General features: G+C 38.9%; 12 protein-coding genes and 1 tRNA gene. 11 read left to right on the top strand and 2 right to left on the bottom strand.

Annotated features, from left to right (window positions below; translation table 11 throughout):
* Nucleotides 1-3 precede the first annotated feature (3 nt).
* From BPR_RS08155 to BPR_RS20715, 6 genes are all read left to right on the top strand, one after another.
* Nucleotides 4-927: a carbohydrate ABC transporter permease gene (locus BPR_RS08155; protein ID WP_013280995.1), complete on the top strand. Its 924-nt coding sequence runs from the start codon at nucleotides 4-6 to the stop codon at nucleotides 925-927.
* 4 nt (nucleotides 928-931) lie between these two features.
* A complete protein-coding gene (locus tag BPR_RS08150; protein WP_013280994.1) occupies nucleotides 932-1,858 on the top strand; it encodes a carbohydrate ABC transporter permease in 927 nt (308 codons plus the stop codon).
* Between the two features lie 45 nt (nucleotides 1,859-1,903).
* On the top strand, nucleotides 1,904-3,499 hold the full coding sequence (locus BPR_RS08145; RefSeq protein WP_013280993.1) for an HlyD family efflux transporter periplasmic adaptor subunit: 1,596 nt from the start codon (nucleotides 1,904-1,906) through the stop codon (nucleotides 3,497-3,499).
* Nucleotides 3,499-4,767, top strand: a complete 1,269-nt coding sequence (locus BPR_RS08140) for an ABC transporter permease (RefSeq protein ID WP_013280992.1) — start codon at nucleotides 3,499-3,501, stop codon at nucleotides 4,765-4,767. The genes BPR_RS08145 and BPR_RS08140 overlap by 1 nt, the downstream gene beginning before the upstream one ends.
* 27 nt (nucleotides 4,768-4,794) lie before the next feature.
* On the top strand, nucleotides 4,795-7,266 hold the full coding sequence (locus BPR_RS08135; RefSeq protein WP_167531157.1) for an ABC transporter substrate-binding protein: 2,472 nt from the start codon (nucleotides 4,795-4,797) through the stop codon (nucleotides 7,264-7,266).
* A 279-nt stretch (nucleotides 7,267-7,545) separates the two neighbouring features.
* On the top strand, nucleotides 7,546-9,672 hold the full coding sequence (locus BPR_RS20715) for a cellulose binding domain-containing protein (RefSeq protein WP_013280990.1): 2,127 nt from the start codon (nucleotides 7,546-7,548) through the stop codon (nucleotides 9,670-9,672).
* Nucleotides 9,673-9,803: 131 nt separating this feature from the next.
* Here BPR_RS20715 and BPR_RS08125 read toward each other — a convergent pair.
* Nucleotides 9,804-9,874 (bottom strand) — tRNA-Gly (locus tag BPR_RS08125).
* Nucleotides 9,875-10,106: 232 nt separating this feature from the next.
* Between BPR_RS08125 and mscL the strand changes: the two genes are divergently transcribed.
* The 4 genes from mscL to BPR_RS08105 all read left to right on the top strand — a co-directional run bounded on the left by mscL (nucleotide 10,107) and on the right by BPR_RS08105 (nucleotide 13,908).
* Entirely contained in the window at nucleotides 10,107-10,577 is a 471-nt protein-coding gene (mscL, locus tag BPR_RS08120; protein WP_042257767.1) for a large conductance mechanosensitive channel protein MscL, read from the top strand.
* 267 nt (nucleotides 10,578-10,844) lie between these two features.
* The gene (locus BPR_RS08115) at nucleotides 10,845-11,819 is read left to right on the top strand and encodes a calcium/sodium antiporter (RefSeq protein ID WP_013280988.1); all 975 of its coding nucleotides are present in this window, start codon (nucleotides 10,845-10,847) and stop codon (nucleotides 11,817-11,819) included.
* Nucleotides 11,820-11,848: 29 nt separating this feature from the next.
* The gene (gene mnmA, locus BPR_RS08110) at nucleotides 11,849-12,970 is read left to right on the top strand and encodes a tRNA 2-thiouridine(34) synthase MnmA (RefSeq protein WP_013280987.1); all 1,122 of its coding nucleotides are present in this window, start codon (nucleotides 11,849-11,851) and stop codon (nucleotides 12,968-12,970) included.
* 59 nt (nucleotides 12,971-13,029) lie between these two features.
* Nucleotides 13,030-13,908, top strand: a complete 879-nt coding sequence (locus tag BPR_RS08105) for an ROK family protein (protein ID WP_013280986.1) — start codon at nucleotides 13,030-13,032, stop codon at nucleotides 13,906-13,908.
* Here the strand turns inward: BPR_RS08105 and BPR_RS08100 are convergent.
* Complete coding sequence (locus BPR_RS08100; RefSeq protein ID WP_013280985.1) at nucleotides 13,889-14,524, bottom strand: hypothetical protein; 636 nt, start codon at nucleotides 14,522-14,524, stop codon at nucleotides 13,889-13,891. The two genes, BPR_RS08105 and BPR_RS08100, sit on opposite strands and share 20 nt — an antisense overlap.
* Nucleotides 14,525-14,713: 189 nt before the next feature.
* Here BPR_RS08100 and BPR_RS08095 point away from each other — a divergent pair, with 189 nt between their 5' ends.
* The gene (locus BPR_RS08095; protein WP_013280984.1) at nucleotides 14,714-16,357 is read left to right on the top strand and encodes a glycoside hydrolase family 9 protein; all 1,644 of its coding nucleotides are present in this window, start codon (nucleotides 14,714-14,716) and stop codon (nucleotides 16,355-16,357) included.
* Nucleotides 16,358-16,399: the final 42 nt, after the last annotated feature.

The raw sequence follows: 16,399 nt of genomic DNA, 5'->3' as shown, positions 1-16,399 counted from the left end.
GTTTTGAAAAAGTTTTGTTTATCTCACCATAATAAATTAAATAATCGTTTTGATCATAAGCTTTCATCACTACAGAAGAAAAAGCTGATCTCCTGGCTTTTTCTTCTGCCTTCACTTCTTGGTGTCATGCTGTTTTTTGTGGCGCCGTTTATTGTTGTTATTTATTATTCACTGATAAATAACCCTATTCAGAAGGAATTTGTAGGATTTCAGAACTATGTAAATGTTTGGAACAATGCAGCTTTCAAACAGGCGGGTTCTAACACCTTTATTTTTTCACTGATGGCTGTACCGCTTGCGGTTTTACTATCGCTTTTTTTGGCGGCTGTTATGGAATCAAGGATTCCCTTTAAGAGCTATTTCAGGACTTTTTTCTTAAGCCCTTTGATGGTGCCGACAGCGTCGGTTGTTCTGATCTGGCAGGTAATGTTTCATCAGAACGGCATAGTTAATAACTTTTTAAATGTATTTGGGCAGGACAAGATAGACTGGCTCAAATCAGACAAGGCGTATATTGTAATTGTTGCGCTGTTTTTATGGAAGAACCTGGGCTACAACATGATCCTGTTCATGTCAGCACTTGCAAGTATTCCCAAGGATCTTTTGGAAGTGGCGGCTCTGGAGAATGCCAATAAGCTTCAAGTGTTCTGGATAGTGAAAGTCAGATATATGTCTTCAACTATCCTGTTTGTAGCGATAATGTCCCTTATCAGTTCCTTCAAGGTATTTAGGGAAGTATATCTGATGACGGGAGATTATCCATATCAGACACTTTATATGCTTCAGCACTTTATGAACAATACATTTGCTTCACTTGATTATCAGAAGCTCTCAGCAGCTGCAATTATTATGTTCATCGTAGTAACAGTTTTGGTTTATGCTATGTATGCAGTCGAAAACTGGTTTGGAAGAGATCTGGAGGGATGAACATATGACTGCACAGGTAAATTTTAGAAACAAATATAAAAAGAAAAAAATACATATAAATAATTTTAAGACAATTCTTGTAACGTTAGCAGCTATTGTTTTTGCCTTCATATTTCTTTTACCGACTATACTTACGGTTACGAATTCTTTTATGGCTGCATCGGAAATAAGTGCCAATTACGGCAGCATATTTGCAACTACGGAAAAGGGCGGCAAGGTATTCATATCCAAGACTGTAAATCTTAAGTTTATACCGGATATGGTTTCTTTTGCCCAGTACTATACAGTATTGTTCAAGAGTCCGGAATATTTGTTTAAGTTCTGGAATTCACTTATATATGTTGTGCCGATTGTTGTTTTTCAGCTTGGAATTGCTACTTTGGCAAGCTATGGTTTTGCCAGGTATCAAGGTAAACTTAAGAATGCTATATTTTTTGCATATATTATCATGATGCTGATGCCGTACCAGGTTACGCTTGTTCCGAATTTTCTGGTTTCCAAGGCAATAGGTATTTATGGTACAAAATGGGCCATATGGCTTCCGGGTATTTTCTCACCATTTGCGGTTTATCTTCTCACCAAATTTATGAGAAGGATACCTACTGAGGTGATGGAGGCTGCTTCGATTGATGGAGCAGATGAATGGTACATTTTTTCGAGGATATGTTTTCCTCTTTGTAAGGGGGGAATTGCTTCTATAGCAATTTTAGTATTTTTTGATTATTGGAATATGGTTGAGCAGCCGCTTATTCTTTTACCGGACCCGGATATGCATCCTTTGTCGGTGTTCCTGTCCAAGATAAACGCAGGTGAAATCAGTCTTGCTTTTGCAGTTGCTGTAATATATCTGGTCCCGCCGCTTCTGATATTTCTGTACGGCGAGGATTATCTGGTAGAGGGTATCTCATACCAGGGAGGAATTAAGGGGTGATCTGCACTGCAGATCAAAAGTAAAAAGGTTAGGAGTAATTGGGAGATGTCAGATTTATTTTCAAAAGATAACGATGTTGTTGAGGTAGTTGATGGAAACGTTGTTTCTTCCAGCAGAGATAAGAAACCGGCTAATAAAAAGGATATGATCAAAAATGTCGCAATAGCATTTTTGTCTGTCATGCTAATTCTTACTTTCTTTTCTAATACAATTATGAATTACACACTTCCTCAGGTTGCTACTCAGCAGATTTCAAGAGGCTCGGTTAGCCCGCAGATCAGAGGAACCGGAACTGTAAATGCGGAAGATCCTTACAATGTTACTCTCAAGGAGACAAGAAAGGTTTCAGGAGTAGCAGTTAAGGAAGGCTCTCATGTTGAGATAGGCGATGTTCTCTTTTATCTTGAGGACAAAGAGTCAGAAGAACTTAAGACAGCCAGAGAAAATCTGGAGAAACTTGAACTTGCATATGAACAGTCACTGTTTTCGGGTGATGTTCCTGATGATGTAATTTCCAAAGTAAGAAGTGGAAATACTACTTCCTATGATACTTATCAGATCCAGCTCAAAGCGGTAAATGACAGATATGATGCTGCCAAAGCGGTTGCAGATGCAGCTACTAAGGCTGTTGAATATCTGACAGATCTGCAGAACCATGACAAAAATGAAATCGAGTACCAGACTCTTACTTACAATTATGAGAATGCCAATGCTGACTATCAGAAGAAGCTGATCGACTACACATATGATCCAAACGATACAGAAGCTATTGAAAAGGCTAAAAAAGAATGGACTCATATTGAAGACGAGAATAAAAGAGAGACAACTGAGCTTGAGACATACAAGAGTCAGGTTGGAATCGGCTATGATCAGAAACTTATAGAAGCCAAGGCTAATGAAACTGCAGCCAAGAAAGAGTTGGAAAAGGCTGAAGAAGAGAAGGATAAGCAGGTTAAGAGCATTAACGTTGAAATAGCTCTTTGTGATCAAAGAGACAGTATCAAGGAGCAGAAAGAGAAAATTGCCCAGCTTGAAAAGGAGTCAGTCGGAGCTTCAGTTAAAGCACCTGTAGCTGGAATCGTTTCTCAGGTTAATAAGGCATCTGGTGAGTCAATATCAGCTGATGAGACAATCGCTGTAATTCAGATAGATGGCAAAGATATGACTACAAGTTTTTCTGTGACCAATGCCCAGGCACAGAAACTTCATGTCGGAGATGCTGCAAGACCACAGAACTCCTGGATGTTTAGTGATGACTTTAGAGCAACACTCACATCTATTAAAAATGATAAAACAGATCCATCCGGCAAAAAACTGCTCACTTTTAAGATTGAGAGTACAGATGTAACACCCGGACAAAGTATAGCTCTTTCTATAGGAGAGAGAGCCGTAGACTATGATATGGTTGTTCCAAACAGTGCTATTAAGACAGGAACTACATCCAAGTTTGTATTGGCTGTTAAGTCTAAATCCAGCCCTCTTGGAAACAGGTATATTGCTACTAAAGTTGATGTTGACGTAGTTGCTTCAGATGATAATTATTCAGCTATCACAGCTGCTCTTGATGGAGATGAGTTTGTCATCACAACTTCTAATAAGCCTGTTAAGGCAGGAGAACAGGTGAGGCTTGCAAACGAATAATGTTTTTTGAATTGATTTGGAAACAGATTAAGAAGTTTTTTTCTAATAAAAAAAGAAATATTGTCCTTATCATTATCGTGGTTTTACTGCTTATTGATGTTATCATGGGAATGCTCTGCAGGATAATTGTTTCGCATTTGCCAGAACAGCTTGCTGCAAGCAGATGGGACTATGACGGTAATGTTGCTCAGGTAAGCCTCTTTTTTACAGAAGACAGATCGATAGCTCCGGAAGATATTAAGAGAATCGAATACTCTATGGTTAAAAAGCTTGCCGATGCAGGAGTTGTAGCAATTGATGATAAAGAAAAAGAATCTGCAGGCGGGAAAAAAATAGTTGATACTGTAGAACTTGGCGGTAGTGATAATAGCGGAAGTTCTGATAACAGCCAGTCTGAAAACAATGATGTTATAAAAGTTTACAACAGCTGCTATAGTGCGCAGGGAATATCAAATATTGTTTTTGAAAATAGAACTGCTGAGAATGTTATCTCTATTGGAGTTGACGGTGATTTTTTCTTTTTCCATCCCCTTGAACTTGTAAGCGGGTCATTTTTTATGGCTGATGATCTTATGAAGGATAAGATTGTCATTGATGAGGATCTTGCGTGGCAGCTCTTTGGCTCTAATGATATAGTGGGGCAGTGCGTGACTATAGGCGGGATCAATCACTATGTCGCAGGAGTTGTAAAAAGAAAAGAAGGCAGATTTAATGAGGCTGCTGGGCTGACTTCCAGTATTGTGTATATGTCTTATGACTCTCTGTCAAAGTACGGAGAGATTTTAAGTGGTAAGACTATGGATAAAGAACTGTCAGAAGATGGCCTTAACGCCAATATAGGTGGCATCAACTGCTATGAAATTGTCTGCCCAAGCCCTGTAGATGGTCTTCTTGCCAAGATCATCAAGGAATGTTCAGGACTCGATGATAAGTATATCAATGTGGTTGATAATTCAGACAGATTTTCATTCTTTAAGCTTTTGGAAGTGAGTTCTAACTTTGGAATCAGAAGCATGTGGGACAAGCCTATTTTTTATCCATACTGGGAGAATGTGGCAAGAGGATATGAAGATGTGCTCGCCATATTGAACATGATCAGATTGATAAGCATAGTTGCCCTCGCAGTTTTGGTCGCAGTGCTTGTTGTGATTGCATATAGGAATAAAAAATGGACAGTTGAAGGGCTTCTTTCGTACGTGGCAGATAAAAAATATGAACTTGAGTCAAAACAAAAAGAAAGGCTTTTGGCATCTAAGGATAGCGAATAATACTTAATGTTCTTAAGAGAGGAGATTATGAAAATGAGGAGATTTATCAAGAAGGGGTTGTGTCTGTCGTTGGCAACAGTGCTTGCTGTCAGTACATATGGTTGTGGCAAGAAAAGTGGTTCGGATGACAGCATATTAAATGAAGCATCCAAGTCTTCCAAGGATTATGTATTTGCAACAGAGATTTATGACTTTGCAGAATATATGAGCAAGATAAACAGAGTTTCCAATGTGGGAGACAGGGTTTATGCTTCGACTTATAACATAGATGACCATATAGAAATCTATAGCTTTAATTCTGATGGCTCTGATGTTGAAACAGTAAAGATTCCTTGCACAGAAAATGAGAATTTTGCTTATATAAGCTTTGATGCAGATGGCAATATTTACGGAATTGACAATGTTTATTCCTGGAGCTATGAGGATGAAGATGGCGAAATGCATATTTACGATGATGCAGAAACTCCGGAAAGCTCTGAGCTGGAAAACAGTGCAGATGTGGAGGCATCTTTGACGGAAGAGCCGACAGCTTCGGCATCTGCAGAGGCAACTGAAATTACAGAGGCTGCTGAAGATGTTTCAGAAGGTGAAGCTACTGAAGATGTATCATCGGAAGATGACTTTGATTCTAAGATGATGCCTGAAGAATCCGGTGACGATGAAATATATCTTGTTAAATATGACAAGGATGGAAATCTTCTTGAAAAAGTTGATCTAAAAGCTGAATTCCCACAAGAAGAGTATATTTCAGTAAACAGTTTTGCTGTTACTGACGATGGAACTTGTATCATGAGTCTGGAACAGGGAATTATCAGTTATTCTTCTAATAAAGGCTTTAAGAAAATAATAGAGAATAAAAGCACCTCCGATTATTTGTACTATCAGCTTTATAAAGGCTTTAAAGGACAGCTGTTTGTTTCATATTATGATGATAACGGAAATAATCTGTGTACTTTTGACCCTGAATCCGGCACTATAGGAACTCCGTCTAAAGCAATAACCGCATATTCTGAGAAATCATTTTTTGGTGGTAATGGGTATGACCTTTACATGAGTGATAGTAACGGCATATTTGGTTATGATATTGCAAGTGATTCAATGACTAAGCTTGTTGATTATATTGATTCAGACATAGAAAGCAGTGGCTCTATTCCTTCTGCAGCTGCAATAAGTGATGGCGAATTTGTAGCATGCCTTCCTGATGCTGATTATAACTTCTACCTTGCAAGATTGACCAAAGTCGCCCCTGAAGATGTTAAGGAAAAGAAGATAATTACTCTTGGCGGAAACTATATTGATTATGATGTAAGAAAACTTGCTTTTGCATTTAATAAAAACAATAGTGAATATAAGATCAAGTTTGTTGACTATTCTTCATATGCTACCGAAGAGAACTATAATGCCGGATCAGAAAAGCTTAATATGGATATTATTTCGGGAAATACACCTGATATTCTTGTGATTTCTGATGATCTTCCAGTTGATAGTTATATCAACAAGGGCTTATTTACTGATCTTACTCACTACTTACAAAATGATCCTGATATTACAGAAAATGATATGATCACGAACATAGTTGATGCATTTAAGACAGGGGATAAGCTTTACCAGCTTGTTCCAAGCTTCTATTTTTCAACTATGATCATGAAGTCCAAGTATGCAGAAGGAAGAGACTATCTTACCTTTAAAGATTGTGATGAATTGATGAAATCAATGGGTTCAAACAAGCAGACAGCATTTGGTCTTGAGACCAGAGAGGGCTTCCTTGAGCAGGGAATCAGATATTCAGGAAATACTTATATTGACTGGGAAAATAAGACCTGTCACTTTGACAGTGAATCATTCATTGAATTCCTTGAATTCAGCAAGGACTTTGTAGAAGAATATCCTGATAATGTGTGGGAAGATTATAAAGATACTTTGTACAGGACTGATGATGCATTGTTCTGCATTATGTCCTTTAGTGATTTCCGCGAATATCAGTATTGGAAACAGGGAATGTTTGGAACGGATATTTCTTTTGTAGGATATCCAAATGATATGGGTATCAACAACTCAATCATTTATCCAAGCAAGCGCCTTGCAATTAGTTCACAGAGCAAGAATAAAGATGCCGCATGGGAATACCTTAAGATGTTCCTTACAGAAGAGTATCAGGATGATTGCTACTGTTTCCCTATCAGAAAATCAAGCTATGATAAAAAGGCTGAAGAGATTACTCACAAGCCATATTATATTGAAGATGGCAAGAAGGTGGAGTATGAGGATACATGCTACATTGGCGGCCAGGATATTCCTCTCAAGCCTCTATCTAAAGATGAGGTCCTGGAGGTAACCAATTTTATCAAGTCACTTACTCTTGTTAATAATTACAACTCAAATGTTAATAATATTATTTTTGAGGAAGCTTCGGCATATTACAGCGGTCAGAAGAGCGCTAAAGAGGCTGCAGATATCATTCAGAGCCGATTATCTATCTATGTAAATGAGAACAGCTGATATTAGACAAAATATTAATTTTGTCATGCAATTATTGACAAAAAATGTAATAACTTTATAATTGTCTGAAAATTGCACAAAAGGCGTAAAAACAATATGTTTAAAGCGCCTAAAATAACGAAATTTCAGAAAAATAGCAATAAATGGCATGCGGGTAGCAATATCTGGCATGCCATTTGTTACATTAATTGTTACAATTTACTTGCTCGGGCAACGAAAACGTTTAAGCGCTTTGAAAACTGAATACTGTGCATAAAAACTATAGGGGGTTTTTAGCGAATGAAGAGAAGTATTTCAATGCTTATTTGTGGACTTTTAGTTGCAACTAGTGTAGCTTCTGCAACTAGCGTTACAGCTCTTGCAGCTCCTAAGATCGATCCTTACGGAGTAGTTCAGGCAGAGCTCAACTTTGGCAGAGAAGGCGTAGTACAGTCTCCTGAGGTATACAATAACAGCAAGATTACTGTTCTGACAGAAATTGAAGCCGGCGATTACTGGCTTGTTAAGGATGTTGATTTCAGCGAAGGCCTTTCTAAGATCTCACTTACAGCAAGAGCTGATTCTGCTTCTGTAATTGAAGTAAGAAAAGATGGTGTTGATGGAGAGGTTCTTGGAAATATCAAGATAGGTTCTACAAATGGCGAGTTTAAGACTTTTAGCGCCAAAATGAAGAATCTTGAGGGCAAACATACAATTGCTTTTGTCGGCGTTGTAGGAAATGCTTCTGTAGATTACTGGAGTGCTGAAAAGGGAGAGACTGCTACTGAGCCAGATCCAACACCTGTTTATGGTTCAATTGATCCTTATACAACAGTAGAAGCAGAGAGCTGTGTTAACAGAAAATTTGCAGCAGAGATGACTTCCGGCAATACTACATATCTTGCTATCAGAGCTGATGGTTACGCTGTAGCTTCAAATGTAGATTTCTCTAAAGGTGTAGCAGCACTTATAGTTAATTCTAAGGCTACAAAGGCAGCAATTCTTGAAGTAAGAATTGACGCTGTAGATGGAGAACTGCTTTCAAGTGTTAAGGTTAATCCAACTGAAGAATTTGTTGAGAGAGCTGTAAAGGTTTCTCAGAACCTTCAGGGAACTCATGACCTTTACTTTGTAGCCAAGATGGCAGGTGCTACAGTTCACTTTGATTCTTGGAAGGCTATGACAGCTCCTGTTAAGCCAAATCCTGATCCTGAAGAACCAATAGATGATCCGGAGCCTGTTGTTACTGATAAGGTTAATCCATATACTACAGTTGAGGCAGAAGATGCAACTGTTATGGAGAAACTTGATGTTAAAACTGCTGATGGCAGAACTTATGTTGAGAGACTTCGTCCTCGTGTTACATATGTAGTTAAGAATGTTGAGTTTGATGGCGCTGAGAAGATAGCTATTACTTACAAGTCAGATTGCTCTCACGTTCTTGAAATCCATGATGGAGATACTTATGGGCCAAGGCTTGCGTTCCTCAATATTCCATGCTCAGATTATGAGTGGACAACAGTATATCTGAACTTCCCGGATCTTCATGGTACATACGATCTTTATTTTGTTCCTAAGCATGGTGTTATAGATTTTGATTCATGGTCAATCATCAAAGATGGTCAGACTCCTGATCCGGTAGATCCAACACCAGTTGATCCTGATCCGGTTGATCCTGACCCTGTAGATCCAGACCCAACACCGGTAGATCCAGATCCACAGCCTGTAGCTGAAGGCTTAACAACTGAGTATACACTTAATAACTGGGGCTCAGGCTATCAGGTAAGTGTTAAGGTTACTAATAACTCATCTCAGAAGGTTGAGACTTGGGCAGTTAAGGTTAATAAAAATGATGTAGGTATCGATGCCAGCTGGAATATCAAGGTTTCAGAAGAAGGTAATTACTATGTTATCACTCCTGTAGAGTGGAACTCTGTAATTGAGCCAGGTAGTTCAGTAGAATTTGGTTTCCAGGGTTCATCACATGTAAATGATAAGATTGAATTGTTTGCTGAAGGTGAAGTGAAAGATGAACCACAGCCTGTTGACCCGGATCCAGTAGACCCTGAACCGGTAGATCCAGATCCTACACCAGTAGATCCAGACCCAACACCAGTAGATCCCGATCCAGTTGTAATTAATGATGATCTTACACTTGATTACACAATAAATGGACAGGGATATGTAACAATCAACATGGCAGTTGTTAATAACAGCAGCAGTTCAGTAAATAGCTGGACACTTAGAATTAAAAAGAGCCAGATTACAATTGATTCAAGCTGGTGCGTAAAGATTGCCACAGATGGAGAGTATTATGTAATTACTCCTGAGGCATGGAATTCTCAGATCAACGCTGGTGGTAGCGCATTCTTTGGAATCCAGGGCTCTGGCCTTACAGGAAATACAATTGATTACATACTTCAGTGATGTAAAATAAACTCTTTCTCAGAAGAAAACGGCTATCGCTTAATGCGGTAGCCGTTTTCAATTATGATGAGCTGTTCAAATGAAAAGAAGTCAGCTAACCTGACTGCTTACGTTTTTATTGCAAAATAAAAAGCAGGCAACGGGAATCGAACCCGCCTCCTCAGCTTGGGAAGCTGATATACTACCGATGTACTATGCCTGCAAATCTAAAAAATACTATTTAATTGTTAGAGCAACGTATTTCTATCTGAAAAAACAGAAAACTGTTATTTATCGTTCTACAATAATTTGTGACGACTATTTTATTTTAGTCAATATATGGTATAATTTCAAGTGATAATGAAATTTAATTTCTATTTATTATTAAGTTAACAACAGACTTTTTGGGGAACACAACTGTATTTGTGTAGAAAGCAGGAGAAATGACAGAAAAAATGAAAAAAGCAGCTGGCAAGGGCAAGAGTCTTGCAGGGGAATTCCGTGAATTCATTATGCGCGGAAATGTAATGGATATGGCAGTCGGTGTTATTATCGGCGGTGCTTTCCAGAAAATAATTTCATCACTCGTAGATGATATTATTATGCCAGTTATCAGCCTTCTTACCGGTGGAGTAGATTTCAATAACAAATTTGTAGTTCTTGATGGCGGTGATTATGCTACTCTTGAGGCAGCCAAAGAGGCAGGAGCGGCTACTCTTAACTATGGAACATTTATTACTGTAGTTATCAACTTTGTGCTGATGGCACTTGTTATCTTTTTACTTGTTAAATTTATGAACAACGTTTCTAATAAGTTTGCCAAGGAAGAAGCAGAAGCACCGGCTACAACCAAGATTTGCCCTAAGTGTAAGAGTGAGATTAATATTGAAGCCACTAAATGTCCTTGCTGTACATCGGACTTATAATTTGAGTTATATTAACCTGCAGAGCTTAACAGGAATTAGAAAACCTTGTTTTGGGCTTTGCAGGTTTTTTATTGCTATTTATTTTTGGGCTGTGCTATAATAAACAAAGGTAATAGGGAGTAGCTGGCATGTGACTATCACATGTAACATATATCGTCAGCACAGGATTTATCCTCGGGATATGTTATAATTAGCGAGACTTTTACCACAATTTTTTTGTGGAAAAAAGGTCTCTTTTTTTCTGCATATTTTTAAGGAGGAAAAAATATGTTACTAAATCTGTTACTGTTAATTATTGGCTTTGTGGCTCTTGTTAAGGGAGCTGACTATTTTGTTGATGGCTCTGCTACACTTGCTAAAGTGTTCAGGGTACCTAGTCTTATTATTGGTCTTACGATCGTTGCACTTGGAACAAGTGCTCCTGAACTTGCGGTAAGTTCTACAGCTGCTCTTCAGGGATCTAATGAGATTGCCCTCAGTAATGTTGTGGGATCCAATATGTTCAATCTTCTTGTTGTACTTGGTGCGTGTGCTCTTTTTTGCACTGTTCCTGGTAACAAGGATATCTTTAAGAGAGATTTCCCTTTTTCAATTATTGTAACATTGCTTGTGTTTGTATTTACTCTTTCAGGAAGCGTGTTTGCCGGAGGAGTTTTTTCGCATGATATGGCTGACAATGCCGGCGTTATCGGAAGAGTAGAAGGTGCTGCTCTGATCATTATTTTTGTATGTTATATACTATGGCTTATCAGAGCCGCCAAGAGCAACAAGACAGAGGAGTCAGAGGAAGAACTGATGCCTGTTTGGAAATGCCTTTTATTCATTATTCTTGGACTTGCAGCTATTGTGGCCGGAGGTCAGGCAGTTGTTTATAGCGCCAAAGAGATAGCCAGATTCTTCGGAATGACAGAGACACTTATCGGTCTTACTGTTGTTGCTTTTGGAACTTCACTTCCTGAGCTTGTTACATCTGTTATTGCTGCCCGCAAGAATGAAACAGGGCTTGCTGTAGGAAATGTAATAGGATCGAATATTTTTAATCTGATGCTTATCCTTGGAGTTTCCGCAGTGCTTCATCCTGTGGCTGTTAATTTTGCATCATTTTTTGATCTTATTGTTCTTATATTTATGAGCCTTATTACATATCTTTTCCTTGTTAGTAAAAAAGAGCTCAACAGACCAGAAGGTATTATCATGATACTTATTTATGTAGCTCAGATTGCTTTTGCTATCGTGAGATAAGGGATTTTTATAGGATTTAGGTTTTTAGTATGGATGGATTAGAATTTAAGCCTGTTACAGAAACAAAAGTTGAGAAGAATACTGCACTTATAGCCATGAGTGGTGGCGTTGACAGTAGCGTGGCAGCTGCTCTTACCCTTAAAAAGGGATATAACTGCATTGGCTGTACAATGAGACTTTATGAGAATGATATGGTCGGACTTGATCTTCTTGGAACCTGTTGCAGTATTGAAGACACCAAGGATGCCAGGTCTGTATGCGATAAACTTGGAATAGATTATAACATTTATCATTATGAAGCTGAGTTTAGGGATAAGGTTATTGAGCCCTTTGTTTGCAGCTATGAGCGTGGTGAAACCCCCAATCCCTGTATCAGATGTAATAAGTACCTTAAATTTGACAGTCTCTATAAGAGAGCAAGAGAGCTTGGCTGCGATTATATAGTTACCGGCCATTATGCAAGAATTGAGGAGCGTGACGGTCATTTTTATCTTCTAAAAGCCAAGGACTTGAATAAAGATCAGAGCTATGTGTTATACGATCTGTCTGAGGAACAGCTAAGGCATACTCTTTTTCCTCTTGGCGAATTTACCAAGCCTGAAGTCAGAGCAATCGCTGAGGAGAATGGCTTTGTGACCTCTCACAAAAGTGAGAGTCAGGATATCTGCTTTGTTCCTGATGGCGATTATGCCGGAATGATTCACAGATATCGCGGCAAGGACTATCCAAAGGGGGACTTTGTCGATAAAGATGGCAATGTTCTGGGAACTCATGATGGTATTATCAATTATACGATAGGCCAGAGGAGAGGACTTGGGATTCCTGCAGACAGAAGGTTGTATGTTACCAAACTCGATGTTGAGAACAATAAAGTCATACTTGCTGACAACATAGATTTATTCAAAAGAGAAATGATAATCAGAGATTTCCATTGGATTACCGGATCAGAGCCTACTAATGAGTTTAGATGTCAGGCCAAGATCAGGTACAAGCACAAAGAGCAGCCGGCATCAGTTCTTCCACTTGGAGAAAAAAGAGCCAGAGTTGTTTTTGATGAAGCTCAAAGAGCTATTACAGCCGGCCAGTCAGCTGTTCTGTATGATGGTGATATTGTTCTTGGAGGCGGTATCATTGACTGTGTTGTTGATTGATACAAATTTTTAGTGGTGTATCGATGGGTTAAAGAGTTTGTTTTGGAGGGAGATTAGGTATGTTATATGGAGCGTTAGAAGCAGGCGGAACTAAGATGGTATGCGCTATAGGCGATGAAACCGGTAAGATATATGAGCAGGTTTCTATTCCTACTACAACACCTGATGAAACTATGCCTGAGATAATATCTTATTTTAGGGATAAGGGAATAGAGGCAATTGGTATTGCATGCTTTGGCCCTATAGATCTCGACAGAAAGTCTGAAACCTATGGCTTTATTACTTCAACTCCCAAGACTGCATGGAAGAAATTTAATATTGTTGGATATGTTGAGAAGGCACTTGGGATTCCGGTGGGATTTGACACAGATGTTAATGGGTCTCTTCTTGGTGAGATAACATATGGCTGTGCTCAAGGCCTTACAGATGCTATTTACCTTACAATCGGCACAGGTATTGGCGGTGGAGTTATGACTAATGGGAAACTTTTGCACGGGATGATGCATCCTGAACTTGGTCATGTGATCATTGCTAAAAGGTCTGACGACAAAGGACAGTGCGTTTGTCCTTATCATGACAGTTGCCTGGAAGGGCTTGCAGCCGGACCTTCGATTGAAAAGAGATGGGGGAGAAGTGCCAAAGAGCTTACTGATGATGCTGCAGTATGGGAGCTTGAGGCTGATTATATAGGCACAGCGCTTGTCAATTATTGCATGACACTTAGCCCTCAGAAAATAATCCTTGGAGGAGGAGTTATGCATCAGATGCAGCTTTTTCCTCTTATCAGAAGAGTATTTAAAGAAAAAATGGCCGGATATATAAACACGAAGACTCTTGAGAATCTTGATGAATATATAGTTCCAGCCAGTTTAAATGATGATCAGGGCATTATGGGAGCAATTAAGCTTGCCATAGATGCTAAAACAGAACTTCTTTGAAAAGAGTTGTTGTTCGCTCTTTTCCAATTGCTTTTAAGAATACGTCAGTTGCAGGGCCGCCGTTGCTTAAGAGACCATCCACATAGTAAGCTGTTTTACTATTTTTGGCTTCCTGATCTTCAATAGCGGCTCCATTTATGCTTATAAAAGCTTTCATATATTCCAGAGCCATACTGTCGAAACGGTCAGAATCAGTTCTTTTGCCGGAATAGGTAGCTGTCTGAGGCAGCCTTATATCTTCATACCATTGCTTTCCAAGATTAGCTTTGGGGAGATCGCTATATTTCTGTTTGACACTGTCCATAGGGGCAAAGGAAGGTTTGTTTATTACAGTGTCATAAACTTCGATATATAACTTATCATTTCCCATGGCTTTAATGCGGTCATAAGAATAGATTGGAAGATCTGTATCTATAGGTGTGATGATAAGGGTATCCATTTGCATAAGTCCAAAGAATCCCTTGGATTGCATTGTAGATACATGACCAAGACCTTCTGCCTCATAAGAACTGATATTGAAGGTCATTCCTTTAACCTTTATACCGTCAAAGCCGGCTGAGCCGCGACTTGATAGCGGATATTTAGAGTTTATCGTTTCAAGAAGCTGTGAAATCAAATTGAAAAATCCCCCTTAAAATATATATGTATAGACTTATGCTATTAAGTTACTCCAAAGAAAGTGCCTTGTAAAGATGAATACAAGCTTTTTGAATGTAAAAAAGTTTGTTTATAAGCAATAATTGAGTATAACCATTTTGGAATAATTGCTATAATAAGGTAAATATCGTGCTTTGGAGGGCTTACAGTGAAAAAAGTATTAGTTAATCAGGTTGGTTTTTTATGTAATGCTCCTAAAAAAGCTGTTTTAAATTTCCAGGCTAATGAGTTTAGCGTAGTAGATGGAAACGGAAAAAAGGCTTTTGACGGAAAAGTTGAGCATTTTGGCACTGACGAGATATCTGGAGAAGATACTAATGTGGCCGATTTTAGTGCTCTGACAGAAGAAGGTAAGTACAAGATTGTAGCAGATGGACAGGAAAGCGTTTTATTTACTATTTCTAATGACGCTTATGATAAGCTTATGAAGGACATCTGTAAGTGCTTTTATTATCTGAGATGCGGAGATGCTCTCAGTAAAGAGTTTGCAGGAGAGTACTATCATAAACCTTGTCACATGACAAAGGCTACTGTGTATGGCGAAGAGGTTGAACCTGTGGATGTTACCGGAGGATGGCATGATGCAGGAGACTATGGAAGATATTCTACAGCCGGAGCGGTAGCTGTGGCGCATTTACTATATGGAGTTCGATTCTTTAAGGGACTATTGGATGTTCATTATGATATACCTAAGGTGGCAGGAGATAAGGGCAACCTTCCGGAAATTCTTGCTGAAGTAAAGGTTGAGCTGGATTTTCTTATGAAGATGCAGAGAGAAAACGGTTCTGTTTGGCACAAAGTAACAACCTTTAACCATGCTCCATTTTTAATGCCTGAAGATGACAGGGAGGAATTGTTCCTGTTTTCTGTTTCATCTCTTGCAACTGCTGATATTGCAGCAGTATTTGCTTTGGCTTATACAGTTTATAAGGACTATGACGCTGAATATGCAGATAAATTGATGCAGAAGTCTCTTCTTGCATATAAGTGGCTTTTAGATAATCCTGATGAGCTCTTATTCTTTAATCCGGATGGCTCTAATACAGGACAGTATGACGAAGCTGAAGATATTTCCAACAGATTTTGGGCTGCTTGTGCTTTATATGAAGCTACATCTGATGGCAAATACTATAGTGATGCACAGGAACTTAAGAACAGACTTGAAGAATTTGATAAGTATGCGCAGAAAAAGGGCTATCAGGGTAATGTATTTACATGCCTTGGCTGGGCTGAAGTAGCCGGACTTGGTTCACTTTCTCTTTTGCTAAAGAGAGAGGAAAATGCCCTTTGTTCACTTGCTAGAAATAGTTTTGTTGCTGAAGCAGACAGACTTGTAAAGGTTTCCAAAGAGAACGGATTTGGACTTTGTATGGGTGCAAATGACTTCATTTGGGGCAGTAACATGGAACTTCTCAAGTATATGATGATTCTTAGTACTGCTATTAGAATTGACAATAAGCCCGAGTATAAATTGGCATTAGAAGCCGGACTTGATTACATACTTGGCTGTAACAGCATGGATATCAGCTATGTGACAGGAAACGGAGAGAAGGCATTCAAAAATCCACATCTTCGTCCAACTGCAGTTGATGATATCGAAGAGCCGTGGCCTGGGCTTGTTTCCGGAGGCCCGAATTCCGGACTTCATGATGAGAGAGCACAAACTCTTCGCGGCAAGGGGCTCCCTCCTATGAAGTGTTATATTGATCATGTTGATTGCTACTCATTAAATGAGATTACTATTTATTGGAATTCACCACTTGTATTTGCTCTTAGCGGAATTCTCGAGTAAAAATACAGATGCTTTAAATTTCTTGTTTGACGCATAGAAAAA

The sequence above is a fragment of the Butyrivibrio proteoclasticus B316 genome, from assembly GCF_000145035.1.
GTDB lineage: Bacteria > Bacillota > Clostridia > Lachnospirales > Lachnospiraceae > Butyrivibrio > Butyrivibrio proteoclasticus.
The sequence above is the reverse complement of the archived record's forward strand: the minus strand, read 5'-3'. Positions and strand labels throughout refer to the sequence as shown.